Origin of the sequence: Mangrovicoccus sp. HB161399 (genome assembly GCF_013184745.1) — a bacterium.
Classification (GTDB): domain Bacteria; phylum Pseudomonadota; class Alphaproteobacteria; order Rhodobacterales; family Rhodobacteraceae; genus Mangrovicoccus.
In genome coordinates this window covers 19,677-43,219 of sequence record NZ_JAATVU010000030.1, presented here as the reverse complement: position 1 = coordinate 43,219, position 23,543 = coordinate 19,677, and the positions used below count along the sequence as shown (strand labels likewise).

Here is a 23,543-nt window from a genome sequence, read left to right as displayed (position 1 = left end):
CGCTGCGTACCGGCGAGAGTTCAGGGTTCGGGCAGGCGTCCGGCAGCCTTCGGACCGTTTGGCGGCCGGGCCCGCCTCATGCGGGTTGCCCGCCAGGCAGGGTCCGCCGCGCTCTGCACACTCCCGCGCAAGTCCCGGAAGATCCTGCCTGCGCGGCGCTTTTCATTGACCGGAAATCTGAACAATCTTGCGAAAATTGCAATGATCGAGAAGGAAATCGGGAAGAACGCGGTTCGCAATGCGCCGAGCCTGCCCGCAAGCAGCAGCATGGCGGCGGTCGCGCCGATGCCGTTGCCCCAGGTGTTCCGGAGTCTGGCCGGCGGCTTCTTGCTGGCCATCGCCATCGCCATCGCCAGCGCACCGCGGCCGGCCGGGGGCACGAACCGCCTGACCAGCAGGGGTATCGCCAGCGCGGACAGCGGCCGGGCGGTCCAGCACATGTCGCCTGTCCAGAGGGGCGTGCCGATATTGCCGATGGTGCCGTTGAGAGCATGGCAGATCCCGGTCGCGCTGCGTCTGGATGATCCCGCGGCTTCCGGGGCTGGTCCGGTGCCCATCGCCATCTCCTGCCGGATTGCGTAGCCGCTGAACGTGCCGAGCCGGAAGGAGCCGATCGCGGAGGGCTTCAGGCGCATGCCCGGCATGAATTCGCGGCCCGTCCTGCCGCGCGAGTTGCGGACGCTGGCCATGTCGGCCAGCGCTGGCTAGGCGATCCTCCGGCACCAGTGGAAGAACCGGAAGCCGCGCTGCCGGGCAACGCCCTTCGGGCCGACGGCCGTCCGGAAGCCCGCCGGGACGAAGTTCCAGACGGGCCTGCTGTACTAGGAAGACAGGATATCGCCGTTTGTCTCCAATTTATCCGCCGGATGGCATGACCAGACCACCGAAGGCGATGTGGAAGACCATCCCTTTGGCGGGCAAGTGATCAGGCGCGGCAGCAGCGGCCTGGCCCGGAGCTTCGGCGGTGTCGCCTCGTCACAGGGCATGACGGTGGCGCTGATGGGGTGGCCGTTTCGGCACGGCCGAGGCCTTCGCGGCGTCCTGCGGGAAAAAGCTTGGCCGTGTATCGGGCCGGGGCGGCGCGGCAGCGGGACGCCATCCGGCTTATGGCGGACCATCCCGGTCACCCGAAGACCGACGCACAGATGGCGTCGCGCTCGGCCGATCGCTGCGAAGCCTCGGCCGGATGGTCCGGGGCGAACGCGGCAAGAGCGCCCGCTGCTGCACCCGGATGCTGCGCCTGGCCCGGGCGTGCGAGCTGGCCACCGCGGCCGGACTCCCGCTCACGGAGATCGCCTCGCGCTGCGGCTGCGCCGATGCCGCCGCCTTGAGCAGGGCACTGCGCCGCCCCGTCGCTGCCAAGCCGCGGATGCCGCCCGGGAATTGACGGAATTGCCCGGCGGCCCGAAGACCTGCCGCCGACGACGCGGTGCGAATGGCCCTGTCCAATGCCAAGCAGGGTCGCCGCCACGCCCTGAACCGCCGCCGCAATCACAATGGCGCTCCGTTTCACTGCGCTGCTTCAACTCCGCTTCAGGCCGAAGAGCGGGACGGAGCCCCCGGACTCCATGCCGGCGCCTCCGGCTGGGAAGGGCCGGGGCAAGCTTTGTGCTCCGGACGAGGCGGCAGCCCTTTCCGGATCGCAGCGGGTCAGCACCTGCCGCGCTCCGTGCCTCCGGCGCGCCGTGCGGATGGCGCCCCGGGCAGTCCGCGTCCGCATGGCCCAAGGACGGCTGCACGGCCCGCCCCCGTCCCTCTATCTATCGGTCCGCAGAGCGGCAGCAGCGCAGCGCCACGTCCGGGTCGCGCGCTTCCTCCGCTTGGCGCCCGATCTTGCGGCGGGTGCGGCCCGATCGGACCGGCCCGGGAAAATGGCGGGTCGGGCAAGGTTGCATGCCGTGCGCATCGCCCATAAGCGTGAAGGGCCGCGGTCCGAGGGCCGCCCGCATTCCTGCAAGGAGCCCCGATGTCCTTCGCCCCCGATGCGTTCCGCCATCACCCCGGCCTCGCCGGCAAGATCCGCGATCCCGGCGACAGTTTCTTCCGCAATCTCGATCTGGCGGAAATCGACCGGATCTGGGCGGAAGCCGGAATGACGGAGAATCCGCGCTACAGCGACGAGGCCCGCGAAGCGATGCGGCGCCAGACGCTGGCGCCTTGGAGCGGCAGGGATCTCTGGGTCTTCGCCTACGGTTCGCTGATGTGGGACCCGGCGGTATATTTCGCGGAGGTGCGCCGGGCGCGGCTCCCGGGCTACCGGCGCAGCTTCTGCCTGGTCGACCGCTCCGGCGGGCGGGGCTCCGCGGAAGCCCCGGGCCTGATGGCGGCGCTCGACCACGGTCCCGCCTGCGACGGGCTGGCCTTCCGGCTCGCTGCCGGCAGCGCAGACCGCGAGTCCGAGGTGATCTGGCGGCGGGAGATGATGGCGCCCTGCTACATGGCGGTCTTCGCGCCGGTGGAAACCGCGCATGGGCCGGTCGAGGCCCTGTGCTTTGTCGCCGATCCCGAGGCCGACATGATCGATACGGAGATCAGCCGCGCGGATCAAGTCCGCTACCTTGCCACCGGCAGGGGGCGCCTGGGGACCAGCCGCGAGTACCTGGTCAACATCATCGAGGGCTGCCGCGAACTGCGCATCGACGATCCGGAGCTGGATGCGCTTCTGGCCGAGGTGGACGGGTGGAGCGAACCGGACGATGCCCTGTCGGCAAAGGCGAAGCGCGGCTGATCATCGGCGGGAACGCGGGACGGACTGCGTCCGGCGCCGTGCCGGGCAGGCGTGCCGGCGGCGCGTCGATGCTTGCCCCCCAGCCCGCGAGGCCGCAGCCGAACCGGAAGCGCCGGACAGCCGCCTAGCTGCCCGGGCGGGGCCGCGGCAGACAGGCCCAATCTTGCATTCCGCGGGCGTTTCGCGGGATACGGCGGCCAGACAGCTTCCCTTGGGCGGACCATTTCAAAGCGAAAGCCACAATGCCTCAGACCGACCATCTCAAGACCGATTGCTCGAAATGCGCAGCCCTGTGCTGCCTCGCTCTGGCCTTCGACAAGGGAGAGGATTTCGCATTCGACAAGAACCCCGGCGAACCTTGCCGGAACTTGTCGGGGCACAGTTGCACGATCCACGGCAAGCTGGCTCGGGAAGGCTTTCCGGGCTGCGTCGCCTATGATTGCCTGGGTGCCGGCAACCGCGTCGTCCAGGAGGTCTTCGGCGGCCGGTCCTGGCAGCAGGATGCGCGCCTGACGCGGCCGATGATGGAGGCCTTCTCGGGGATGCGGGAAGTCCACAAGCGCATCGACTTGCTGCGCGCCGCCGAGGTTCTGCCGCTGGAGCCGCATGACGACCGGACGCGCCTGGACTTCCTCGGCCGCCTCGAGCGGCACCGCTGGAGCGGGCAGGAGCTCAATGACTTCGAGGTGGGCCTGGCGCTGGAGATCGACATCTTCTTCCACGGGATCAGGAAATACGTGCCCGCGCACCTGTCCGGCGCATGGTGACCCCCTGAGCTGAGCGCGCAGGACTGCGCTGTCCGGCCCGCCGCGGACAGTTCATTCCCCGGCGCGCTGCCGCAGGGACCTGTCGTCCGGCGAGTGCCGAAACCGGCCGCTTCGTCAGATTCGCCAATGGGGCTCCGCCGCGGCGCCGCTAGTCCGCGTCGCTCGGCAGGCTGTTGCAGGCACCTCGGGCGCGGTGCCGTGGCAAGCGGCCGGACAGGTCCGCGAGGGGGGGGGGAGAGGCAGCTTCTGTCGCGCGGCCCAAGGCCTTGAAGCCCGACGGGTTATCGGCACCGGGGCCAGTCCTCCGCGCCGTCGCAAGGTTGTCGGCTCCCCATTCTCCACATTCGCCGACGCCGTGCGCATCGATCAGCATCAAGGCCGGAGTGCCCTCCTCGCCGCCACTGTTCCTGAACTTGGCCGGGGTGTCGCTCCGCTGCCGGGAGGGCACGATGCAGAAGATCATGTCAGGGCTGGGAACGGCGCTGCTTTTTGCCGGAGCCAGCGCCGCGCAGGATGCCGCGGTCCGAGGGACCGGCTCTGCGGTTTCCCGGAATGAATTTTCTCCAGAGGCGCAGCGATATTCTCCCTATTCCGGGCAGGATTTGCCCCACCGGGTCTTCCGGGGCGACCCGCACTTGCACAGGTCTTGCTCGTGGGACGCAGATCTCGTGGGTGGCCCCCTCGGCGCCGATGACGCCTCGCACTTGGCACGTGGCGAGCTTCGGAGTGCGCGCCAAGCTGGTCCGCCCGTTGGATTGGAGGGTGGCTGCGGATCATGCCGGAAGCTTCGGCGTCGTGCAGATGCTGGACCGCGCCGCCCCCGAGATTCCGGGCACGGAAGTCGGGAGGAGCACCCACGATTTCTGCCGGGCCGGAGAAATTTGCCGCGCTTCCGAACACTGGGGCTTCAGTGCCATCATTGGCGGCAACGGCCCTCTGGATGATCCCGAACTCGCCCGGCCGGTCCGGGAAGAGATCGTCGGCTGCGCAGACATGCTCAACGATTCGGGCGTGCTTGCCGGCTTCACCGGCGACCGCGTCCGGAGCAGGATCGAGGCGAAGATGCTGTGCCTCAAGCCTCTCGGCGAATGTAACGCCTCATTGGAGCCCGGCTGCCAGACCGCAGGGCGCCACATCCGCATCATTCGCGGCCGTGCTTGGACCAATGGCACTGGCAGCTCGTCCATGAACCGGCCCGGCGTCCCCGGCACCGAACGCGTTGGCTGATCTGACATGGGGAGGGGCAGCACATCAGGCAGCAGACTTCCGCAGCGATGCCGTCGCGCTGGCAAGGGGCGGGCGGCCCTTGGATGCGGCGGCGGCGCGGGACGCGCTTGCGCCGGTCGTCGAAGAGGACGGCCGCATTCCCGCGCAGGTCCGGGACAACGTGACGGTGCCGCAATCCGGAACCCGTCCGGCCATGCGGGAGGACCGGGACGGCGTCTCCGCCCGGGCCGAAGCGCTGTGCCCGGCGGCGGACGGACCGGAGACCGCGGACGGCGCGGCGGGATCTCGGCGTTGCCTGCGAGTCCTGGCACAGCGTCAGCCGGGAATGATTGCATCGCGGCCTTGACCTTCCAGCTGCTGGAACTCCCATCTCCCGGGAAACACCCGGTCCAGCGCGCAGGAGGCGGCCATGCCCCACGATCACTCCCATGCTCCCGCAGTCATCCGCGATCCCGTCTGCGGCATGACCGTCGATCCGGATGCGGGCAAGCCAGAGGCCCAACATGGCGGGCACCGCTACCATTTCTGCTCCGAGGGATGCCGGGAGAAGTTCCTGGCCGCCCCGGACGACTACCTGACCTCGACCGATCCGGTCTGCGGCATGGAGGTCGACCGCTCGACGGCGCAGCACATGCTGAAGCATGACGGGCAGCGGCACTATTTCTGCTCGGAAAAATGCCGCTCGAAATTCGAGGCCGATCCGGTGGCCTATGCCGATGGGCGTCCCGCCCCGGAGCCGATGCCCGCGGGCACGATCTATACCTGCCCGATGCATCCCGAGATCCGGCAGGACCATCCCGGCGACTGCCCCAAATGCGGCATGGCGCTGGAGCCCGAGACGCCCTCGGCCGATAGCGGCCCGAACCCGGAATACGTCGATTTCCGGCGCCGGCTGGCGATCGCCGCGCCCTTGGCGGCGGCGGTCTTCGTGCTGGAGATGGGTGCCCATCTGGGCATTCCCTTCGCCGACTGGATCGGGCACCGTGCCTTCGGCTGGGTGCAGTTCCTGCTGGCCACGCCGGTCGTGTGGATCTGCCGGCCGTTCTTCAAGCGGGGCTGGGCCTCCATCGTGAACCGCTCTCCCAACATGTGGACGCTGATCGCGCTCGGCACCGGAGCGGCCTACCTGTTCTCGGTGGTCTCGCTGGTCGCTCCGGGGCTGTTCCCGGCGGCGATGCGCGACGGCATGGGCATGGCGCCGGTCTATTTCGAGGCGGCGGCGGTCATCCTCGTCCTCGTGCTGGTCGGCCAGGTGATGGAACTGGCAGCGCGCGAGCGCACCGGAGACGCGATCCGCGCGCTCCTCGACCTCGCGCCCAAGACCGCGCGCCGGGTGACGGAGGCCGGCGAAGAGGATGTGCCGCTCGACGAGGTCGCCGCGGGCGATCTCCTGCGCGTGCGTCCGGGCGAAAGCGTGCCGGTCGACGGCACGGTGACCGAGGGCCGTTCGGCCGTGGACGAGAGCATGATCACGGGCGAGCCGGTGCCGGTCGAGAAGACGGAAGGCGAGCCCGTCACCGGCGGCACGCTGAACAAGTCGGGCAGCTTCGTGATGCGTGCCGAAAGCGTCGGCGCCGAGACGACCCTGTCGCGCATTGTCGGCATGGTCTCTAAGGCGCAGCGCTCGCGCGCTCCGATCCAGGCGGTGGCGGACCGGGTGGCGTCGTATTTCGTGCCCGCCGTAGTGGCCGTGGCGGTGCTGGCCTTCCTGGCCTGGGCGCTTTTCGGCCCGTCCCCGGCGCTCAGCTATGCCTTCGTCGCCGCCGTGTCCGTGCTGATCATCGCCTGCCCCTGCGCGCTCGGCCTCGCCACGCCGATGTCGATCATGGTGGCGACGGGGCGCGGCGCGCAGGCCGGCGTGCTAATCCGCGATGCCGAGGCGCTGGAGCGGTTCTCCAAGGTGGACGTGCTGGTCGTCGACAAGACGGGCACCTTGACCGAGGGCAAGCCGGCTTTGACCGACACGGTTCCGGCGGAGGGCATCGAGGCAGGCGAGCTGCTGTCGCTGGCCGCCGCTCTCGAGCGCGGCTCCGAGCATCCGCTGGCCGAGGCGATCCTCGCGGGCGCGCGCGAGGCGGACGCCGAGGAGCTCTCCGCCGACGGGTTCGAGGCGGTCACCGGCAAGGGCGTCACCGGCACGGTCGGCGGCCGGCGCGTGGCGCTCGGCAATGCCGCGCTGATGGCGGATGAAGGTGCCGGGACCGCCGCGCTGGAAGCGGAAGCCGGGAAGCTGCAGGGCGAGGGCAAGACCGCGATGTTCGTCGCCGTCGACGGCCGCGCCGCAGGGATCGTCGCGGTGGCCGACCGCATCAAGGAAACGACGCCGGAGGCGATCCGCGCTCTGCACGAGGCCGGGCTGCGCATCGTCATGGCAACCGGCGACGCCGAGGCGACGGCCCGGGCAGTGGCCCGCGAGCTCGGCATCGACGAGGTCCATGCCGGGGTCAGCCCGGAGGACAAGCATGCGCTGGTGGAGCGGCTGCAGGCAGACGGGCTGTCGGTGGCGATGGCCGGGGACGGCGTGAACGATGCGCCTGCGCTGGCCGCCGCGGATGTCGGCATCGCCATGGGCACCGGGGCGGACGTCGCGATGGAAAGCGCGGGCATTACGCTGGTCAAGGGCGATCTCGGCGGCATCCTGCGGGCGCGCAGGCTGGCCGAGGCGGCGATGGCGAACATCCGCCAGAACCTGTTCTTCGCCTTCGTCTACAACTCTGCGGGCGTGCCGCTGGCCGCGGGGCTTCTCTATCCGCTCTTCGGCGTGCTGCTGTCGCCGGTGGTGGCCGCGGCGGCGATGAGCCTGTCCTCGGTCTCGGTGATCGGCAACGCCCTGCGCCTGCGCGCGGCCAAGCTGTGACCGGGCCTCAACCCAGGCGGGCATGCCGGGAATGTGATCCGGCAGCCGCGCGGAAGGGCGTATGACAGCGCCATGACCCGGCTCGTCCTCCGCCTTCTCGTCCTGTCGCTCGCCGTCCTTTGGACCGCGCTGCCCTCCGGGCAGGCGCATGCGGCGGGCATGGGGGCGGCCTGCTGCGATCCGCCCGCCGCGATGCAGATGCAGGCCGCTCCGGCGGTTCCGATGCATCACGGCATGGTCTGCATGTCCCACTGCCTTCCGGCCGACAGGCTGCCCGATGCCAGCCCGGCGGGAGCCGGGGGCCGCGTGTCGCGCTTCGCGCCGCGCCCGGCCGACCTGTCGCTGGTCTCGCGCGCCATCGCGCCCTCCACGCCGCCCCCCCGGATCTGACCTGCGCGGGATCCGCTCCCGCAGCTTCCTCCTCCTCCCCATTTCCCAGGAGATCGTCATGATCCGCCTTACCCGCCGCGGCTTCCTTGCCGCATCCGCCGCCATGTCCGCCTCGCAGCTGCTGCCCGCCCGCGCGCGCGCTGCCGCGGACACGCTGTCCCTCGCCGCCGGAACCCGCACCATCGAGGTCAAGGGCCGCGCCGCCACCGTCTTCGGGCTCCGGAACGGTTCGGGCGGCCAGGGACTGGTCCTCGATCCCGGCCAGCGCTTCCGCGTCGAGCTTGCCAACACGCTGGACACCGAGACCATCATCCACTGGCACGGCCAGATCCCGCCGAATGCCCAGGACGGCGCGCCCAACACCAATCCGATGCTCCGTCCGGGCGACCGGCGCGGCTACGACTTCGCGCCGCGTCCGGGCACCTTCTGGATGCACAGCCACATCCCGCAGCAGGAAATCGCGATGCTCGCAGCGCCGCTGATCGTGCGCAGCGCCGCGGATGCTGCCGCGGACCGCCAGGAGGTGACGATGTTCCTGCACGATTTCAGCTTCCTGGCGCCGGAGGAGGTGCTGGCCGAGGTCTCGGGCGGCGGGCAGCACGGGGAGAACGCCCCCGCGGCGGGAACGATGCAGCACCAGATGCCGGGCATGGCCATGGCCCCGGCCATGCCGCAGACCGGGGCGATGCCGGGAATGGACGGCATGGCGATGGACCTGAACGATTTCGACTTCGACGCCTATCTCGCCAATGACCGCACGCTCGACGATCCCGATGTCGTCGCGGTGGAGCGGGGCGGCCGCGTGCGGCTGCGGATCGTCAATGCCTCGTCGATGACCTCCTACTGGATCGACACCGGCAGCCTGGCCGGCCGCCTCGTGGCGGTGGACGGCGATCCGGTCCTGCCGCTGGGGGGCAGCCGTTTCCCGGTCGCGCCCGCACAGCGGCTGGAGGTCGATCTCGACCTGCCCGCGGACGGCGCCGCGCGCCCCGTGCTGGCGCTGCGGGAGGGCGCGCGCGAGCGCACCGGGATCGTCCTTGCCCCACCCGGCAGCACCGTGCCGCGGCTGTCGTCCCTGGCGGAAGGGACCGCGCCGCCGGTGGCGGGGGACATGCGGATGGAGGCCGCCCTGCGCGCCGCTGCGCCGCTGGTCCCGGGGGCGCCGGAGCAGCGCCGCGTCGTGACGCTCGGCGGGACGATGGACCCCTATGTCTGGACGATCGACGGTGAGGTCTGGGACGGGCATGTTCCGGTCGGCGTCACGCATGGCGCGCGGGTCGAGATGGAGTTCCGCAACATGTCGATGATGGCCCATCCGATGCACCTGCACGGCCATGCTTTCCAGGTGGCGGCAATCGGCGGCAAGGCGCTGGCCGGGGCGATGCGCGACACGGTTCTCGTTCCGGCGATGGGCTCTGTCACGGTGGCCTTCGATGCCGGGGAGGCGGCGCGCTGGATGCTGCACTGCCACCAGATGGGGCATCTGGCGAGCGGCATGATGACCGAGCTCGAAGTCCGCGCGCTCGCATGAGCCACGGCCGCCGCCCGTGCAATGCCGGGGACGGGCGGCGGCCAAGGGCTGGCAGCGCCGGGACGGAAAGCAGCAGGGCAAGAGGATCGTTGCGCGCCGCACGCCGTGGATTTGCCCGCGGCAGCCAGGCCCGGAGAGCCGCGGGCACCTGATGGATCCTCGGGACCGGCAGGATGTCCGGGCCGCGTCCGCCGCCCATGGTCCCCGGCTTTTCGGCCGCTTCCGCCGCCCGGCCGGTCCGCCGCAGCATCGGCTGTCGTTGCCAGGCGCCTTGACGGCAATGGCGTCGGCACCGGAAAAGCGCCGCCCGGACGGCGCTGCCGATGTGCCGAAGCGGTGTCTCCGCCCCGGTCCGGCCTGCCCGGGCGACAGTCCAGTGGGCATCCGGGTCAGTCTTCCTCGCGGAACTCCGCATGGCATGCGTTGCACATCGCCGCCACGTGCCAGGCCGCGGAGACCGGGCCGCCGCTTCCCATCATGCCGCCGCCCTGCATCATCCCGGGCCCCATGACCGCATCTTCCCAACTCACGGGAAGCTTGCCGCGGGGCTGGCCGTCCGCCTGGGCCGCCAGTTCTCGCGACCAGTCGCCGAGCGCGGAGGCGTAGTGCTCGAATGCGGGGAAATCCCGCCAGATCTCCGCCTTCGCCTCGCTCGGCGCGCCGGACGATCCCTCCGGGAACAGGGCCGTCATATGGGTGCCGGCCTTCGAGGAAATCTCTTCCGCCGCGCGCCGCACCGCTGCGGGATCATAGGCCAGCTCTCCGTGCATCATCGCGAAGATCCGGTCGGCCAGCTCGTCGAAACGCTCCATCAGCTCCATGCGCTCCCCGACGACGCCCGTGGCGTTCTCATGCGCAGCTGCAGCGGCGCCGGCCGCCGCGAGAACCAGCACAGTCAGTGACAGTTTCATGATTCTTCTCCTCAGTGGCGCGTTTCCGTCCCCAGCATGCGCCACCGGCGCGCCGCTGTCACTCGGGGGGCGGTCCGGCCCCGGCAGGCGGGACATGCAGGCCACGCCATCCTCCGCATGTTCCGGGAACCGTGCCGGCAGGGGCCTGCATCGGCACGCAAGGCGCGGAAGCGGTATCAAGGCACCTGTGCGCCGCCGCCGGGCAGGGTGCCCCTACCGGATTGCGTTGTGCTCCCGCCGCATACGTGCGAACCCGGGGGAGTGCCGGGACGGTCCGCGGCAGCGGGGACATGCCCGGCAAGGCCCTGCGCGACCGGCAATGCCGCACGGCCGCGACACGAAACGCGCGCGACCTCTTCTCAGGATCAGGGCAACCGCCCTTGCCAGAAGGCTGAAGATGAAAGACTCCAGGCTCCGCATCAAGCTCGGCTGCCGGTTCGGTTTCGACCTTCCCCAGCCGACCCCGATGATCGTCCTGCTCAACGTGCACTTTTCGCGCGTCAGCGATCTCGAGCATCCCGACCACCTGATCACCTCGCCCTCGGTGCCGCTCTCCGCCTATCGCGACATGTTCGGAAACTGGTGCACCCGGATGACCGCGCCGGCCGGCGCCTTCTCCGTCGGCACCTCCGCCGTCATCGCCGACAGCGGCCTGCCGGATGCCGTGCCTCCCGCCGTGACTTCGGACCGCGTGGAGTCGCTGCCGGATGACGTGCTCGTCTTCCTCCTGGCCAGCCGCTACTGCGAGAGCGATCTGCTGCAGGACACGGCCTGGTCGCTGTTCGGCGCCGTCCCGCCGGGGGGCGCGCGCGTGCAGGCGATCTGCGACTATGTCCACAGCCATATCCGCTTCGACTATCTCGCCGCGCGCGCGTCGCGCAGCGCCGCCGAAGCCCATGCGGAAGGGACCGGGGTCTGCCGCGACTTCGCCCATCTGGCCATCGCCTTCTGCCGCGCGATGAACATCCCCGCGCGCTACTGCACCGGCTATCTGGGGGATATCGGCACGCCGAAGCCCTGGCCGCCGGGCGATTTCGCCGCCTGGATGGAGGTCTGGCTGGACGGGCAGTGGTGGACCTTCGACCCGCGCAACAACGCACGCAGGATCGGCCGGGTGCTGGTGGCGCGGGGCCGGGATGCCACCGACGTGCCGATGGTGCATTCCTTCGGACCCAGCACGCTGAGCGGGTTCGAAGTCTGGTGCGACGAGATCGTCTGACCATGCCCGGCGCCATTCCGGCCGCCCGGGATGGCCCGGCCCGGGCCGGCGCGCCGGGACCGGCTGACCGCCTCAGCGCGCCTTGCGGGCGAGCCGGTCCTTTTCCGCCGTCAGCAGCGATTCGACCTCGGCCATCGCTTCTGCAGCCGGGAGCCCCGCAGGCACGGCCGGCAGATAGGACAGCGTCACCGTTCCCGCGGCCTTGACGTTCCGGCGCCAGAAGCAGCCGGCATTGTGGGCCACCGGAACGACCGGAATCCCGAGCTTGCGGTAGAGCGCGATCAGCCCGGGCTGGAACTTGCAGCTGTCGCCGACATCCGTCCGCGTGCCTTCCGGGAAAATCAGGATCGACCTGCCCGCGGCGACCTCGCGGCGGGCCTCGGTGATCATCGCCGCCAGGGCGCGGCCGCCCGCGCCGCGGTCCACCAGGATCATCGGCGCGTTGCCGAGATACCATCCGAACACCGGGATGCGGCGCAGCTCGTGCTTGGCGACCATGCAGATTTCCGGGACGAGGCGGTTGAAGGCCAGCGTCTCCCAGGTCGACTGGTGGTTGGCGACATAGATGCAGGGCCCGCCGGGATGCTTGTTCTCCAGCCCCTCCTCGCGGAAGCGCAGCCCCAGAACGGCGCGCATCAGCGCGAAGGTGCCGTCGGTCCAGACCCGGATTGCCGCGCGGGTCAGGGCGGGACGCCGCAGCAGGGCCAGGCCCGGGATCAGCAGGCCGAGGACCAGCGTCCAGAGGGCGAAAAGCCCGTCGAACAGGGCCGATCGGGCGCGCGCCGGGACCGGGCGTCCGGTGCCGCGGGACTGCGGGAGGGCTGCCTCGCGAACGGATGCGTCAGGCATCGAAGCGCGGCCCCTGCTGGGTCAGGGACGTGAACCCGGCGGTCCGTGCCGCCGACAGGAAGGCGCTGCGCGCGCTGCCGACCGAGCACATGCATTCCGCCGCTTCGTCGAGCCGGCCGAGGGCCCTCTGCCGGGCGTCGTCCGAAACCGGCCATTTCCGGCGCAGCCAGTACTGTGCCTGCTCGATCGTGCTGATCCTGATCCGGTCGCCGTCGGGGGACAGGGCGAGCAGCATCGGATCGCCCCAGTAGATATCCATCAAATTATGCGTTCTTTCGTTGTTTGGGTTCCGCTGCCGGGCGCCGGAGCGCGGCTGGCTGTGCGGGCGGCCGTGTCTTCCGTGTCCGGAAGGCCGCCATGTCGGGAAGATTGTCCCGCAGCTGCGGCTGCGGCGGTGCCGTCCGGCCGGAGCGCCGGGGCGGCAGCGGGTGCCGACCGCCGGCTTGGCGGCCCTGGCAGTGTCGCGGGCCTGCCTTCCGGCGCGAAGCATCGCGGCCAGTGCCGCGCGTGTCTCCGCCTGCCGGTGCAGGCCGGGATCCGCTTTGCTGTCCCGCAGCCTGTCCCCGACCGGAGCGGTCGGGGACAGGCTGGCTGTCATGTCCTTGCGGGCCATCCGGCGGATGCCGGAAATGTCCCGGACGCGCGGGCGCCGGGACATGCCTGGCCGTGCTTATGCAAGCGCCAGATTCTTTGCGTTCTCGCGCCCGTCGCGGCCGGTCTCGACCTCGTAGGTCACGGCCTGGCCGTCATTGAGGCTGGAAAGCCCGGAGCGTTCCACGGCCGAGATATGGACGAAGATGTCCTTGCCGCCGGTTGCGGGCTCGATGAAGCCGAAGCCTTTGGTGGGGTTGAACCATTTCACGGTGCCATTGGCCATCGTGATGTCTCCTGAAGTTAGTTGCTGCCCGCAGCATGCGGCAGCCCGGCCCGATCAGATCTTGTTGGCAGACTGAAGCCGGTGAAGGAGACAGGTTGCAAAAGGAAAAAACGTAGCATGACACCCCTATACGTTCGGCGCGGATTCCGCAAGAGCGGCTTGCGCCGCCCGTGTCGGCGGCCCGGACTGTATCGGACCCGGACGCCGGCCGCGGATGCAGCTGGCAGCAAACCGCCGGGAGAGGTCTGGCGACATGGCGCGGAATCGGAGGTCGCGGCCGCATGCAGCGGCGTCTTCCCTAGTGATCGAGCGGAGGGCGGCTGCATGTGCGGGAGGGCGGGACGCCGCAGGGACTCCACGGACCAGGTTCAGGTGCGGATGGTCACGCTGCGCGGCCGCGCCAGGCTGTCCCGGAGAAGCGGCGATCGGCGCTGATGGGCGGGGGCGCGAGATGCGGCGCGCCGCTGTCCGGCGGGATTTCCGCGGCCATGGTTCCGGCATCGCCTGCATCCTGACCGGCAAAGGCGCGCCACGGAGGATGGCGGGGCCGCCGCACCGGCAGGCGCCGGGGGAAACGGAGCCCCGGCCCTGAGCGCGCCTCGGCCGGGCTGTCAGCCCTTGCCCGCGGCGGCTGCCTTCAGCGTGGGGCACGGTGCGGGCCGGTGGACGCCTTCGGCATCGGTTTCGGCATGGGAATAGCAGGCCGCCCCGAGGAAATCCTTGGACAGGAAGCGTTCCGCGAAGCGGATGCGGCGGGGCAGGTTTGCCGTCTTCGGAGCGGGACGCAGGAATTCCTTCATGAAGGTGCGCGCCGCAACATGGACATCGCGCGTGCTGCGCAGCCGGTCCAGCATGGATGCGTACCGGGTCTTCAATTCGTAGGAGAGATAGCCGTAGTTGGCCGCGTAGGTCTGCTGCCCGCCATGCGCCTGCGCGAAGCGCCGGAAGGCCTGCTTGCGCGCGCCGCACCATTGCGAATAGCCGTAGCAGCCGCCGTTGATCTCCTGCAGCATGAGGAAATTGCCGGACTCGTGCGCCAGGTTCCCTGCGATTGCCGCGGCGCTTTCGGGCGGCAGCGAGAAGTCGGTCTCCAGATCCTGCATGAGCCGTTCAGGGACGCTCACCGGAATTGCGGCATCGCGGCTTGCTCCGGGCGGCGTGCTGCACGCGGCGAGAAGGGCGAGCAGGGCGGGGCAGCAAAGGCGCGTGATCAGCATGGGCATCCGGTGTGAAGACATGTGCAGGGCGCCGCAGCATCGGCAGCCCGGGGTGCCTAGGCCGCCGGCGGCCGCGGGGCAAACGGGAACATCCGCATCGGCGGGGGTTCGCCGACGGTGCCGCCGCAGTGCCGGTTTCCGCGGCCATGGCGCCGCGGGGAGAGCCTGCCGTGCCGGTTCTCCTTGCCGTCCGCCCGGGCGCTAGGCCAGCTCTTCGCCGCTCAGCCTGACCAGCCGGGCGATCTCCCCGGCCGTGGCGCGCAGATCCGGCAGCAGATCCCGGGTCCGTTCCTGGGTCAGGCGCTGCGGGATGGAGGAGATCGTCACGGCCAGATAGGCCATGCCGCGCGGGTTCGGCACCGGCACGGTCAGCCCCGCGACGCCGACGAAGGTGACGTCCCGCGCCCAGCCCCATCCCTTCGCTCGGACATGCTCCACCTCGTCTCGGAAGCTGTCCGGCGTGGCCGCGCCGAACAGCCCGCGGTCGCGCGCGGCGCGGGCGATGATCGCCTCGGCCTCGTCCTCGGGCATCGCCGCCAGCAGCGACCGGCCGGAATGGCCCGAGACCAGATGCAGCGTCTGGTTGGCCGAGACGACATGGGTGCGGATCGGATAGGCGCCCTCGCAGCGCAGCAGGTAATGGGCGAAATCCCCGGTCCGCATCGCCAGGTAGACCGTATCGCCGCACCGGTCGGCCAGCGACTGGACCACCGGGCGCAACCGTTCCGGGTCCCCGACCGGGCTGGGCGCGCTCAGCCCCATCTCGTAGAAGACCGGGCTTAGGCGGTAGCGCCGGTCTCGGGTGCGCTGGACGAAGGCCTCTTCCACCAGTGTCGAAAGGATGCGGTGGATGGTCGGGCGGCTCAGCCCGGTTTCGCCGGTCAGGTCGATCAGCCGGGCGCCGCGCGGGCCATGCTGGCCGAGGCAGCGCAGAATCATGCAGGTGCGCTCCACCACCTGGCTCTTGCCCGAGCGGTCCTTTCCGTCTTCCATCCTGCCTCCAAAGTCCGACATGCGAACTAATATGCGGTTTTTACCCATGCCAGATGCTTTGATCTTGCGCAACATACAGCCTTTCAAAGATGACGTCCGGAGAAAAGAGTCAATATGCCGGACGTTCCGGCGGGAGGAAGCACATGGAAAAGCGGTTCGAGGGGCAGGTCGCTGTGATCACCGGCGGCGCGCGCGGCATCGGCCGGGCGGTCGCGGAGCGGCTCGCCGCGGAGGGCGCGCGGGTCGCCGTCTGGGATCTGAAGGGGGCCGCGGAGGCGGCGGAGTCCCTGGGCGGCGGCGCGATCGGAGCCGCGGCGGATGTCTCGGACGAGGCCTCGGTGGAGGCGGCGCGCGCGGCGACGGAGGCTGCGTTCGGCCGGATCGACGTGCTGGTCACGGCCGCGGGGATCACCGGTCCGACGCTGCCGGTGCAGGGGCATCCCTACGCGCCCTGGCGGCAGGTCATCGACATCCATCTGGGCGGCGTCTTCCTTTGCGCGCGCTCCGTGCTGGACGGGATGGTGGCGCGCGACTACGGGCGGATCGTGACGGTTGCCTCGGTGGCGGGCAAGGAGGGCAACCCGAACGCCTCCAGCTATTCGGCGGCCAAGGCGGGCATCATCGGCTTCACCAAGTCGCTGGGCAAGGAGCTGGCCGGGACCGGCGTGCGGGCGAACTGCCTGGCGCCGGCGCTGATCGACACGCCGCTGATGGCGCAGCTGCCGCCGGAGCAGGTGGAGTTCTCGCTGTCGAAGATCCCGCAGGGCCGCTTCGGCACGGTCGGGGAATGCGCCGCGATGCTCGCCTTCATCGCCAGCCCGGAATGTTCCTTCTGCTCGGGGGCGGTCTTCGACATGTCCGGAGGGCGGGCGACCTATTGAGTCCGAAATGCGGTCCGTCTGGTCCCGAGCTTCCCGGCCCCGGAATTCCAGGAAAAACTCAAAATAATGAGGAAAAATACCCATCCTTTGGTGTGTCCGAAATGATCTGGGTCAAATCCGGCTGAAGGAAAGCCAAAAAAATTTTCAGAAAGTCCGCATTCCGGACCAACGGCGTTGACCGGACCGGAGCAAAATATCACCTTTGACCGCAGGAGGAACGCTGGTCCCGGACCTGTCCGGGGCGAGCCGTCCGGCCGGGACCGAGAGCCGGCCAATTCAGTGAACAGGGGATCCCGGTTTCCCGCGGAGGTCGTTCCGCGGGGCGGGCGGGATCCGTCCAAGGGAGGACATCATGCGAACACCCCGGAGCCTTCTGGCCTCCGTCCTTGCCCTGTCTGCCGCCGGTGCGGCACAGGCCGATGACGACACGTTCAAGTATGCGATGATCGACCCCTTCTCCGGCCCGGCCGCGGTGGTGACCGAGCGGATCGAGAAGGTGCTGCGCTTTGCCGTCGGCGAGGTGAATGCGGCCGGGGGGCTGAACGGAGAGAAGATCGAGATCCTGACCTTCGACAACAAAATGTCGGCGCAGGAGACCGCGATCCAGGCGCAGAAGGCGATCGACGCCGGGGCGCGCATCCTGCAGACGTCGGTGTCGTCCTCGAACACCTTCGCGCTGGTGGATTTCGTCCGCAAGCACAACCGCCGCAACCCCGAGGACCAGGTGATCGTCTTCGACGGCGCCTCGCACGATCCGGCGATCACCGGCGAGAAATGCAGCTACTACAGCTTTTCCTGGGTGCTCGATGCCGACATGAAGACTGCCGGTCTGGCCGCATACCTGAAGGATCGCCCCGAGATCGCGAAGGTCTACCTGCTGAACGCCGAAGGGTCTTCTGGCCAGACCTCGCGCGCCTCGGTGCTGGAGATGGTGGGGGCCGCGCGTCCGGACATCGAATGGGTCGGCGACGACACCCATCCGCTGCAGAAAATCACCGATTTCACGCCCTACATCGCCAAGATCCGCGCTTCCGGCGCGCAGGCGGTGATCACGTCGGACTGGGGCGCGGACCTGGCGCTGGTGCTGAAGGCTGCAGGCGAGGCCGGGCTCGATGCCGAGTGGTTCACCTATTTCTCCACCGGTCCCGGCGCGCCGACCGCGATGGCGCAATCCGGGCTCGACGGGCTGGTCTATTCGGTCTTCGACGGCGATGCGGGCATTCGGAACGCAGCGCTCGAAGCCCATGAGCAGGCCTTCCGCGACGCGACCGGCGGGCAATCGGCCAGCCCGTTCCCGGGCGACAGTTCGGCCCTGAAGGCGCTGAAGCTTGCCGCCGACAAGGCGGGGTCGAATGACCTGGACAAGCTGATCCCGGCGCTGGAGGGGATGGAATTCACCACGATCTTCGGCGCGCCCGCGGTGGTGCGGCCCGAGGATCACCAGCTGGTCACCCAGATGGCCGTGTCGAAATTCGTGCCGGTCGATGACGGTGCGCTCGACGAGGAAGGCACCGGCTGGGGCTGGCAGAACGTCGCGCTGATCCCGGCGGAAACGATCACGCTGCCCTCGGCCTGCGAGATGGACCGGCCATGAATGTCGCGATGCGCACCGGCGCGGCCCGGCCCATGACGCAATATCCCTGGCGCGAGATCGCCTCCGGCCTCGGCTTCCCCGAAGGCCCTGTCGTCCTGCCGGATGGCAGCGTGCTGGTCTGCGAGATCGAGGCCTGCCGCCTGACCCGCATCCGGCCCGACGGCAGCAGGGAAACCGTCCTCGACATCCCCGGCGCGCCGAACGGCGCGGCCGTGGGCGCGGACGGCGCGCTCTACATCTGCAACAACGGCGACGGCTTCGCCTGGGGGGCGCCCGGCGGCGTCACCCAGCCGGTCGGCGGCAATCCGGGATATTCCGGCGGCCGGATCGAGCGGGTCGACCTTGCCACCGGGGAGATCGCCGAGATCTGCCGCGAGGTGGACGGCCATCCCCTGCTGATGCCGAACGACCTGGCCATCGATCGCGACGGCGGCATCTGGTTTTCCGATCACGGCATGCGCGAACCGCGCAGCTTCGTCCATGGCGGGCTCTATTTTGTCCGCCCGGACGGGACCGGCGCCCGCACCGTCGCCTATCCGGTGACCACGGCAAACGGCGTTGGCCTGTCGCCCGATGGCGGCACGGTCTATTGCGCCGATACCGAGACCGGGCGGCTCCATGCCTGGACGATCACCGGGCCGGGCGAGGTCGCGCCCGCCGATCCGGCCTTTCCCGGCGCGTCGGTTCTGGCGCAGCTGGAAGGGTTCCGCCGCTACGACAGCCTCGCGGTCGAGGCCTGCGGCAATATCTGCGTCGCCGGCCTGACGCCGGGCTGCATCTCGGTGATCTCGCCCGAGGGCCGCGAGGTCGAGACGGTGGAGACGCCCGACCCCTTCACCACCAACCTCGCCTTCGGCGGTCCGGACATGCGCACCGCCTACATCACGCTCTCCGGCAGCGGGCGGCTTATCGCGATGGACTGGCCGCGGCCGGGGCTGGCGCCGAACTTCTCGGGGCTTGCCGCATGAGCATCGACGTCCTCGCCTTTTCCCTGCTCAACGGCACGCTCTACGGGATGCTGCTGTTCCTGCTGGCCTCCGGGCTGACGCTGATCTTCTCGATGATGGGCGTCCTGAACTTCGCCCATGCCAGCTTCTTCATGCTGGGGGCCTATCTGGGCTTCGAATTCTCGCAGGGCCTGGGCTTTTTCCCGGCGCTGATCCTGGCGCCGCTCTGCGTCGGCCTGATCGGGGCGGGGGTCGAACGCTTCGGCCTGCGCCGCGTCCACCGTTTCGGCCATCTGGGCGAGCTTCTCTTCACCTTCGGCCTCGCCTTCGTCATCGAGGAGGCGGTGCAGATGATCTGGGGCCGCAGCCCGCAGGCCTATCCCGTGCCGGCCGCGCTGGATTTCACCGCCTTCGAGATCTTCGGCACCGGCTATCCCGCCTTCCGGCTCTTCATGCTGGCCGTGTCGGCGGCGATCTTCGCCGGCCTGGCGCTGCTTCTCAACCGGACCCGCGTCGGCCTGATCGTGCGCGCCTCGCTGACCCATCCCGAGATGGTCTCGATGCTCGGCCACAACGTGCCGCTCGTCTTCATGTCGGTCTTCGGCGCGGGCTCGGCGCTTGCCGCCCTGGGCGGCGTCATCGCCGGGCCGATCCTCGTCACCCAGCCCTCGATGGCCGCGGGTCTCGGCCCGATCCTCTTCGTGATCGTCGTCGTCGGCGGGCTGGGCTCGCTCGGCGGGGCCTTCGCCGCCTCTCTGATCGTCGGCTTCATCCAGACCTTCGCGGTCGCCATCGATTTCAGCGTGGCCGATGCCTTCGGGCTGATCGGCGTCACGGCCCCACCGGCGGCGCTCGGCGCGCTGCTGCGCGACGTCTGGAACGTCTCGGTCAGCCAGGTCGGGCCGGTGATCCCGTATCTGCTGCTGGTCGCCATGCTGATCTTCCGGCCCATGGGCCTCGCCGGCAAGCGCGCCTGACGCGAAAGGACTGGACCAATGACCGACAACGCGATCAACACCCCTGCGCAGCCGCGCCCGCTGGCGGCAGGGCTCCTCTGGACCGGAGCGGCGCTCCTCCTCCTCGTGGCCCTGCCGCAGGTCTTTCCGGGCCGTGCCGCGGTCTCGACGCTGAACTATCTCGGCACGATGGCGCTGTTTGCGCTGTCCTATAACGTGCTCCTCGGCCGGACCGGGCTCCTGTCGCTGGGCCATGCCACGTTCTTCGGCCTCGGCGGCTTCATCGCCAGCCATGCGGTGCTGGCCATGGCCGATGCCGGCTGGTCCTTCCCGCTGCCGCTGATCCCGGCCATCGGCGGGGCAGGGGCCTTCGCCCTCGGGATCTTCGGCGGCTGGCTTGCCTCCGGCCGCGGCGGCATGCCCTTCGCCATGATCACGCTGGGCCTTGCCGAACTGGTCTTTGCCGCCGCGGCGCTCTTCCCGTCGATCTACGGCTCGGAAGAGGGCATCGGCATCGACCGCATGGATCTGGGCGCGTCCTTCGGCTTGGACTACGCCTCGGCCGCCGACATCTATGCCATCGTCGCCGTCTGGCTGGCCCTCTGTGCAGCCGGGCTGTGGTTCCTCGCGAAGACGCCGCTCGGGCTGCTGATGACCGCAGTGCGCGACAATGCCGAGCGGGTCGAGTTCCTTGGCTTCTCGGCCCGCCGCATCCGCATGAGCGCCTATGCCGTGGCCGCCGGTGTGGCCGGCGTGGCAGGCTCGCTCGCCGCGCTGAACTTCGAGATCATGACCGTGCACGAGCTCGGCGCGGGCACCTCCACGCTGGTCCTGCTGATGACCTATATCGGCGGCACGCGGCATTTCCTCGGCCCGGTTCTGGGTGCGGTGGTGATTGGCCTGATGAAGCTCTGGTTGTCGGACATCAGCCCCGCCTGGATGATGTATTTCGGGCTTCTGTTCGTCTTCGTCGTCATGGCGGCGCCGGGCGGGCTGGCAGGCATCCTCGCCTCCGGCATCGGGCTGGCCCGCTCCGGCACGCTGGGCGCCCAGGCGCATCTGCTGGGGGCCATTGCCGCCGCCGGGGCCATCGCCTTCGCCGGGATCGTGGTGCTGGTGGAACTCGGCTACCGCGCCGGACTGGACGCGGCGCTGGGGCCTGACATCACTGTGCTGGGCCTCGGCCTGAACACGCAATCCGCGGGAAGCTGGGCGCTCGGCACGGTCCTGCTGCTCGTTGGCGCCGCCGCGCTCCGACCGCTCAACGCGCGTCTCGCCGACCTGCGCCACAGCCTCGCCAAGACGGGAGAGACCGCATGACCGCAGCCCTCGACATCCGCGGCCTGAAGAAGGCGTTCGGCCCGGTGGAGATCATCCGCGGCGTCGACCTGGAGGTCCGCAAGGGCGAGCGCCATGCGCTGATCGGCCCGAACGGCGCCGGGAAATCGACGCTCTTCCACCTGATCTCGGGGCGGCTCGCGCCCACGTCCGGGCAGATCCTCTTCGAGGGCCGCGACATTGCCGGGCATGCGCCCGCCGAGATCTGCCGCGCGGGCCTGTCGCGCAGCTTCCAGATCACCAACATCTTCCCCGAGATGACGGTTCTGGAAAACCTGCGCTGCGCTGTCCTGTGGAAGCTCGGCCACCGCTATTCGATCCTTCGGCCCGTCTCGGGGCTTGCCGACGTGGCCGAGGATTGCGCGCGGCTCCTCGACCAGCTGCGGCTGAGCCACCGCCGCGACGCCCGCGCCGACAGCCTGACCTATCCCGAACAGCGGGCGCTTGAACTGGGTCTCGCCGTGGCGTCCGGCGCGCGGACGCTGCTCCTCGATGAGCCGATGGCGGGGATGAGCCATTCCGAGACCGCGCAGGCGCTGCGGTTGATCATGGAAGTGACCGAAGGCCGGACGCTCCTAATGGTCGAGCACGACATGGGCGTGATCTTCGAGATGGCCGACCGGATTTCGGTGCTGGTCTATGGCCAGGTCATCGCCACTGGCACGCCGGAGGAGATCCGCCGCGACCCGGCGGTGAAGGAGGCCTATCTGGGCAGCACGGAGGAAGCGGCATGAAGCCGGAACTGGATATCCGCGCGGAGACGCTCCTGTCGGTGCGCGGGCTGAACGCCTGGTACGGGAAAAGCCACATCCTGCACGGCGTCGAGCTTGAGGTGCGGCAGGGCGAGATCGTCAGCTTGCTGGGCCGGAACGGCGCCGGGCGCTCGACGCTCCTGAAGGCGATCATGGGGGCCGTGACCACGACAGGCGAGGTCGCCATCGGCGGGCGGGCGGTCGCGGGGCGCAAGCCGCACGAGATCGCCCATGCCGGGATCGGCTACGTCCCCGAAAGCCGCGATGTCTTCCCCGCACTGACGGTGAAGGAGAACCTGCGGCTGGGGCTGAAGCCGAAGGGCGAGGGGCGCTGGAGCCTGGAGGACATCTATGAACTCTTCCCGGTGCTGAGGACCCGTGCCGATACGGCGGCCGGGTCGCTGTCGGGCGGCGAGCAGCAGATGCTGACCATCTGCCGGACGCTGATCGGCGATCCGGACCTGATCATGGTGGACGAGCCCACGGAAGGTCTGGCGCCAAAAATGGTGGCGGCGGTGGGCGAGCTGCTGGAGCGGATCGCGGCGCGCGGCGTCTCGATCCTGCTTGTCGAGCAGAAGCTGGTGATCGCCATGGACATCTCGCACCGGGTCTACGTGATGGGCCATGGCGAGATCGTCTTCGAGGGCACGCCCGCCGCGCTTCAGGCCGCACCGGAAATCCGCGCCGAATGGCTGGAGGTGTGAGATGAGCCGACCTGTAGCACTCGTCACCGGCGCCCGGCAGGGGCTTGGCCGCGGCATCGCGCTGGCGCTGGCTGGCGCGGGCTTCGACCTCGCCTGCCTCGACATCGTTGCCGACGAGAAGGCGGAGGCCGTCACCGCCGAACTGGAAGCGCTCGGTGCAAAGGCCTGGTTCGGCCAGATGGACCTCGCGGATCTCGACAGCCACGGCCCGGCGCTCGATGCCGCCGAGGCGGCCCTGGGCCCGGTCGATGCGCTGGTCAACAATGCCGGGATCGCGGCGCGGCCCCTGACCGACATCCTCGATCTCGGGATGGAGGCCTTCGACCGCAATCTCGGCGTCAACCTGCGCGGCACCTTCTTCCTGACGCAAGCCATGGCCCGCCGGATGATCGCGCGCGACAGCCCGCACTACCGCTCGGTCACCTTCATCACGTCGATCGCAGCCTCCCATGTCTCCATCGACCGCAGTCCCTATTGCGTTTCGAAGGCCGGGCTGTCCATGGCGGCGCAGCTCTATGCCGACCGGCTGGGCGCGCATGGCATTGCAGTGCATGAAATCCGCCCCGGATTCATCCGCACCGAGATGACCGGCTCCGCCCCGGTGGCCAAGATCGACGGCTATGTCGAGAGCGGCCAGGTCGCGCAGCGGCGCTGGGGCCAGACCGGCGATATCGGCGCCGTCACCGCGGCGCTTGCCTCCGGCGCGCTGCCCTATGTCACCGGGCAGCCGATCCATGTCGACGGGGGGTATCACATCCCCACCGCCTGACCCCCCGGGGCAGCGCCCCGTTCCAATGCATCCCCG

22 protein-coding genes and 1 pseudogene are annotated in these 23,543 nt (G+C 69.7%); 16 read left to right on the top strand and 7 right to left on the bottom strand.

All coding sequences use genetic code 11. From position 1 onward, the window contains the following. Positions 1-20: 20 nt before the first annotated feature. Positions 21-689 (bottom strand): BCCT family transporter, encoded by a 669-nt coding sequence (locus tag HCC78_RS17325; protein ID WP_172330051.1) that lies wholly within the window; start codon positions 687-689, stop codon positions 21-23. 476 nt (positions 690-1,165) lie between these two features. On the opposite strand from HCC78_RS17325, the pseudogene HCC78_RS34845 reads away from it, so the two are divergent. From HCC78_RS34845 to HCC78_RS17290, 7 genes and pseudogenes are all read left to right on the top strand, one after another. Then, positions 1,166-1,387 (top strand): annotated as a pseudogene (locus HCC78_RS34845) (helix-turn-helix domain-containing protein); the annotation flags it as partial. A 579-nt stretch (positions 1,388-1,966) separates the two neighbouring features. Further along, positions 1,967-2,728 (top strand): gamma-glutamylcyclotransferase, encoded by a 762-nt coding sequence (locus tag HCC78_RS17315; protein ID WP_172330049.1) that lies wholly within the window; start codon positions 1,967-1,969, stop codon positions 2,726-2,728. A gap of 242 nt (positions 2,729-2,970) precedes the next feature. Next, positions 2,971-3,495, top strand: a complete 525-nt coding sequence (locus HCC78_RS17310) for a hypothetical protein (RefSeq protein WP_172330048.1) — start codon at positions 2,971-2,973, stop codon at positions 3,493-3,495. Between the two features lie 726 nt (positions 3,496-4,221). Further along, entirely contained in the window at positions 4,222-4,722 is a 501-nt protein-coding gene (locus HCC78_RS17305; protein WP_172330047.1) for a hypothetical protein, read from the top strand. Positions 4,723-5,131: 409 nt separating this feature from the next. Next, positions 5,132-7,579 carry a heavy metal translocating P-type ATPase gene (locus HCC78_RS17300; protein WP_172330046.1) on the top strand — a complete coding sequence of 816 codons (2,448 nt, stop codon included), beginning with the start codon at positions 5,132-5,134 and terminating at the stop codon, positions 7,577-7,579. A 72-nt stretch (positions 7,580-7,651) separates the two neighbouring features. Beyond that, positions 7,652-7,969 (top strand): hypothetical protein, encoded by a 318-nt coding sequence (locus tag HCC78_RS17295; protein WP_172330045.1) that lies wholly within the window; start codon positions 7,652-7,654, stop codon positions 7,967-7,969. A gap of 58 nt (positions 7,970-8,027) precedes the next feature. Next, entirely contained in the window at positions 8,028-9,500 is a 1,473-nt protein-coding gene (locus tag HCC78_RS17290; RefSeq protein WP_172330044.1) for a multicopper oxidase family protein, read from the top strand. 389 nt (positions 9,501-9,889) lie between these two features. Here HCC78_RS17290 and HCC78_RS17285 read toward each other — a convergent pair whose 3' ends face one another. Continuing rightward, positions 9,890-10,411, bottom strand: a complete 522-nt coding sequence (locus tag HCC78_RS17285) for a cytochrome c (protein ID WP_172330043.1) — start codon at positions 10,409-10,411, stop codon at positions 9,890-9,892. A 397-nt stretch (positions 10,412-10,808) separates the two neighbouring features. Here HCC78_RS17285 and HCC78_RS17280 point away from each other — a divergent pair, with 397 nt between their 5' ends. After that, positions 10,809-11,630, top strand: a complete 822-nt coding sequence (locus tag HCC78_RS17280; protein WP_253949229.1) for a transglutaminase family protein — start codon at positions 10,809-10,811, stop codon at positions 11,628-11,630. A 72-nt stretch (positions 11,631-11,702) separates the two neighbouring features. Here HCC78_RS17280 and HCC78_RS17275 read toward each other — a convergent pair whose 3' ends face one another. The 5 genes from HCC78_RS17275 to HCC78_RS17255 all read right to left on the bottom strand — a co-directional run bounded on the left by HCC78_RS17275 (position 11,703) and on the right by HCC78_RS17255 (position 15,566). Further along, the gene (locus HCC78_RS17275) at positions 11,703-12,479 is read right to left on the bottom strand and encodes a 1-acyl-sn-glycerol-3-phosphate acyltransferase (protein ID WP_172330042.1); all 777 of its coding nucleotides are present in this window, start codon (positions 12,477-12,479) and stop codon (positions 11,703-11,705) included. Then, positions 12,472-12,738: a DUF982 domain-containing protein gene (locus HCC78_RS17270; RefSeq protein WP_172330041.1), complete on the bottom strand. Its 267-nt coding sequence runs from the start codon at positions 12,736-12,738 to the stop codon at positions 12,472-12,474. Before HCC78_RS17270 ends, HCC78_RS17275 begins: the two co-directional genes overlap by 8 nt. A 411-nt stretch (positions 12,739-13,149) precedes the next feature. Then, positions 13,150-13,356: a cold-shock protein gene (locus tag HCC78_RS17265; protein ID WP_172330040.1), complete on the bottom strand. Its 207-nt coding sequence runs from the start codon at positions 13,354-13,356 to the stop codon at positions 13,150-13,152. Positions 13,357-13,967: 611 nt separating this feature from the next. Further along, complete coding sequence (locus HCC78_RS17260; RefSeq protein WP_172330039.1) at positions 13,968-14,459, bottom strand: phage tail tip lysozyme; 492 nt, start codon at positions 14,457-14,459, stop codon at positions 13,968-13,970. Positions 14,460-14,774: 315 nt separating this feature from the next. Beyond that, positions 14,775-15,566, bottom strand: a complete 792-nt coding sequence (locus HCC78_RS17255; protein ID WP_172330038.1) for an IclR family transcriptional regulator — start codon at positions 15,564-15,566, stop codon at positions 14,775-14,777. Positions 15,567-15,709: 143 nt separating this feature from the next. Here HCC78_RS17255 and HCC78_RS17250 point away from each other — a divergent pair, with 143 nt between their 5' ends. The 8 genes from HCC78_RS17250 (at position 15,710) to HCC78_RS17215 (ending at position 23,507) form a co-directional block, all read left to right on the top strand. Further along, positions 15,710-16,447, top strand: a complete 738-nt coding sequence (locus tag HCC78_RS17250) for an SDR family NAD(P)-dependent oxidoreductase (RefSeq protein WP_172330037.1) — start codon at positions 15,710-15,712, stop codon at positions 16,445-16,447. 352 nt (positions 16,448-16,799) lie between these two features. Continuing rightward, positions 16,800-18,041 (top strand): branched-chain amino acid ABC transporter substrate-binding protein, encoded by a 1,242-nt coding sequence (locus HCC78_RS17245; protein WP_172330036.1) that lies wholly within the window; start codon positions 16,800-16,802, stop codon positions 18,039-18,041. Then, a complete protein-coding gene (locus HCC78_RS17240) occupies positions 18,038-19,009 on the top strand; it encodes an SMP-30/gluconolactonase/LRE family protein (protein WP_216671201.1) in 972 nt (323 codons plus the stop codon). The genes HCC78_RS17245 and HCC78_RS17240 overlap by 4 nt, the downstream gene beginning before the upstream one ends. Continuing rightward, the gene (locus tag HCC78_RS17235; RefSeq protein ID WP_172330035.1) at positions 19,006-19,965 is read left to right on the top strand and encodes a branched-chain amino acid ABC transporter permease; all 960 of its coding nucleotides are present in this window, start codon (positions 19,006-19,008) and stop codon (positions 19,963-19,965) included. Before HCC78_RS17240 ends, HCC78_RS17235 begins: the two co-directional genes overlap by 4 nt. Positions 19,966-19,983: 18 nt before the next feature. After that, the gene (locus HCC78_RS17230) at positions 19,984-21,264 is read left to right on the top strand and encodes a branched-chain amino acid ABC transporter permease (protein WP_172330034.1); all 1,281 of its coding nucleotides are present in this window, start codon (positions 19,984-19,986) and stop codon (positions 21,262-21,264) included. After that, positions 21,261-22,016, top strand: a complete 756-nt coding sequence (locus tag HCC78_RS17225; protein WP_172330033.1) for an ABC transporter ATP-binding protein — start codon at positions 21,261-21,263, stop codon at positions 22,014-22,016. The genes HCC78_RS17230 and HCC78_RS17225 overlap by 4 nt, the downstream gene beginning before the upstream one ends. Then, positions 22,013-22,738, top strand: coding sequence for an ABC transporter ATP-binding protein (locus tag HCC78_RS17220; RefSeq protein WP_216671200.1), 726 nt, complete (start codon positions 22,013-22,015; stop codon positions 22,736-22,738). The genes HCC78_RS17225 and HCC78_RS17220 overlap by 4 nt, the downstream gene beginning before the upstream one ends. Position 22,739: 1 nt before the next feature. Further along, positions 22,740-23,507, top strand: coding sequence for a 3-ketoacyl-ACP reductase (locus HCC78_RS17215; protein ID WP_172330032.1), 768 nt, complete (start codon positions 22,740-22,742; stop codon positions 23,505-23,507). The last annotated feature ends 36 nt before the right edge of the window (positions 23,508-23,543 follow it).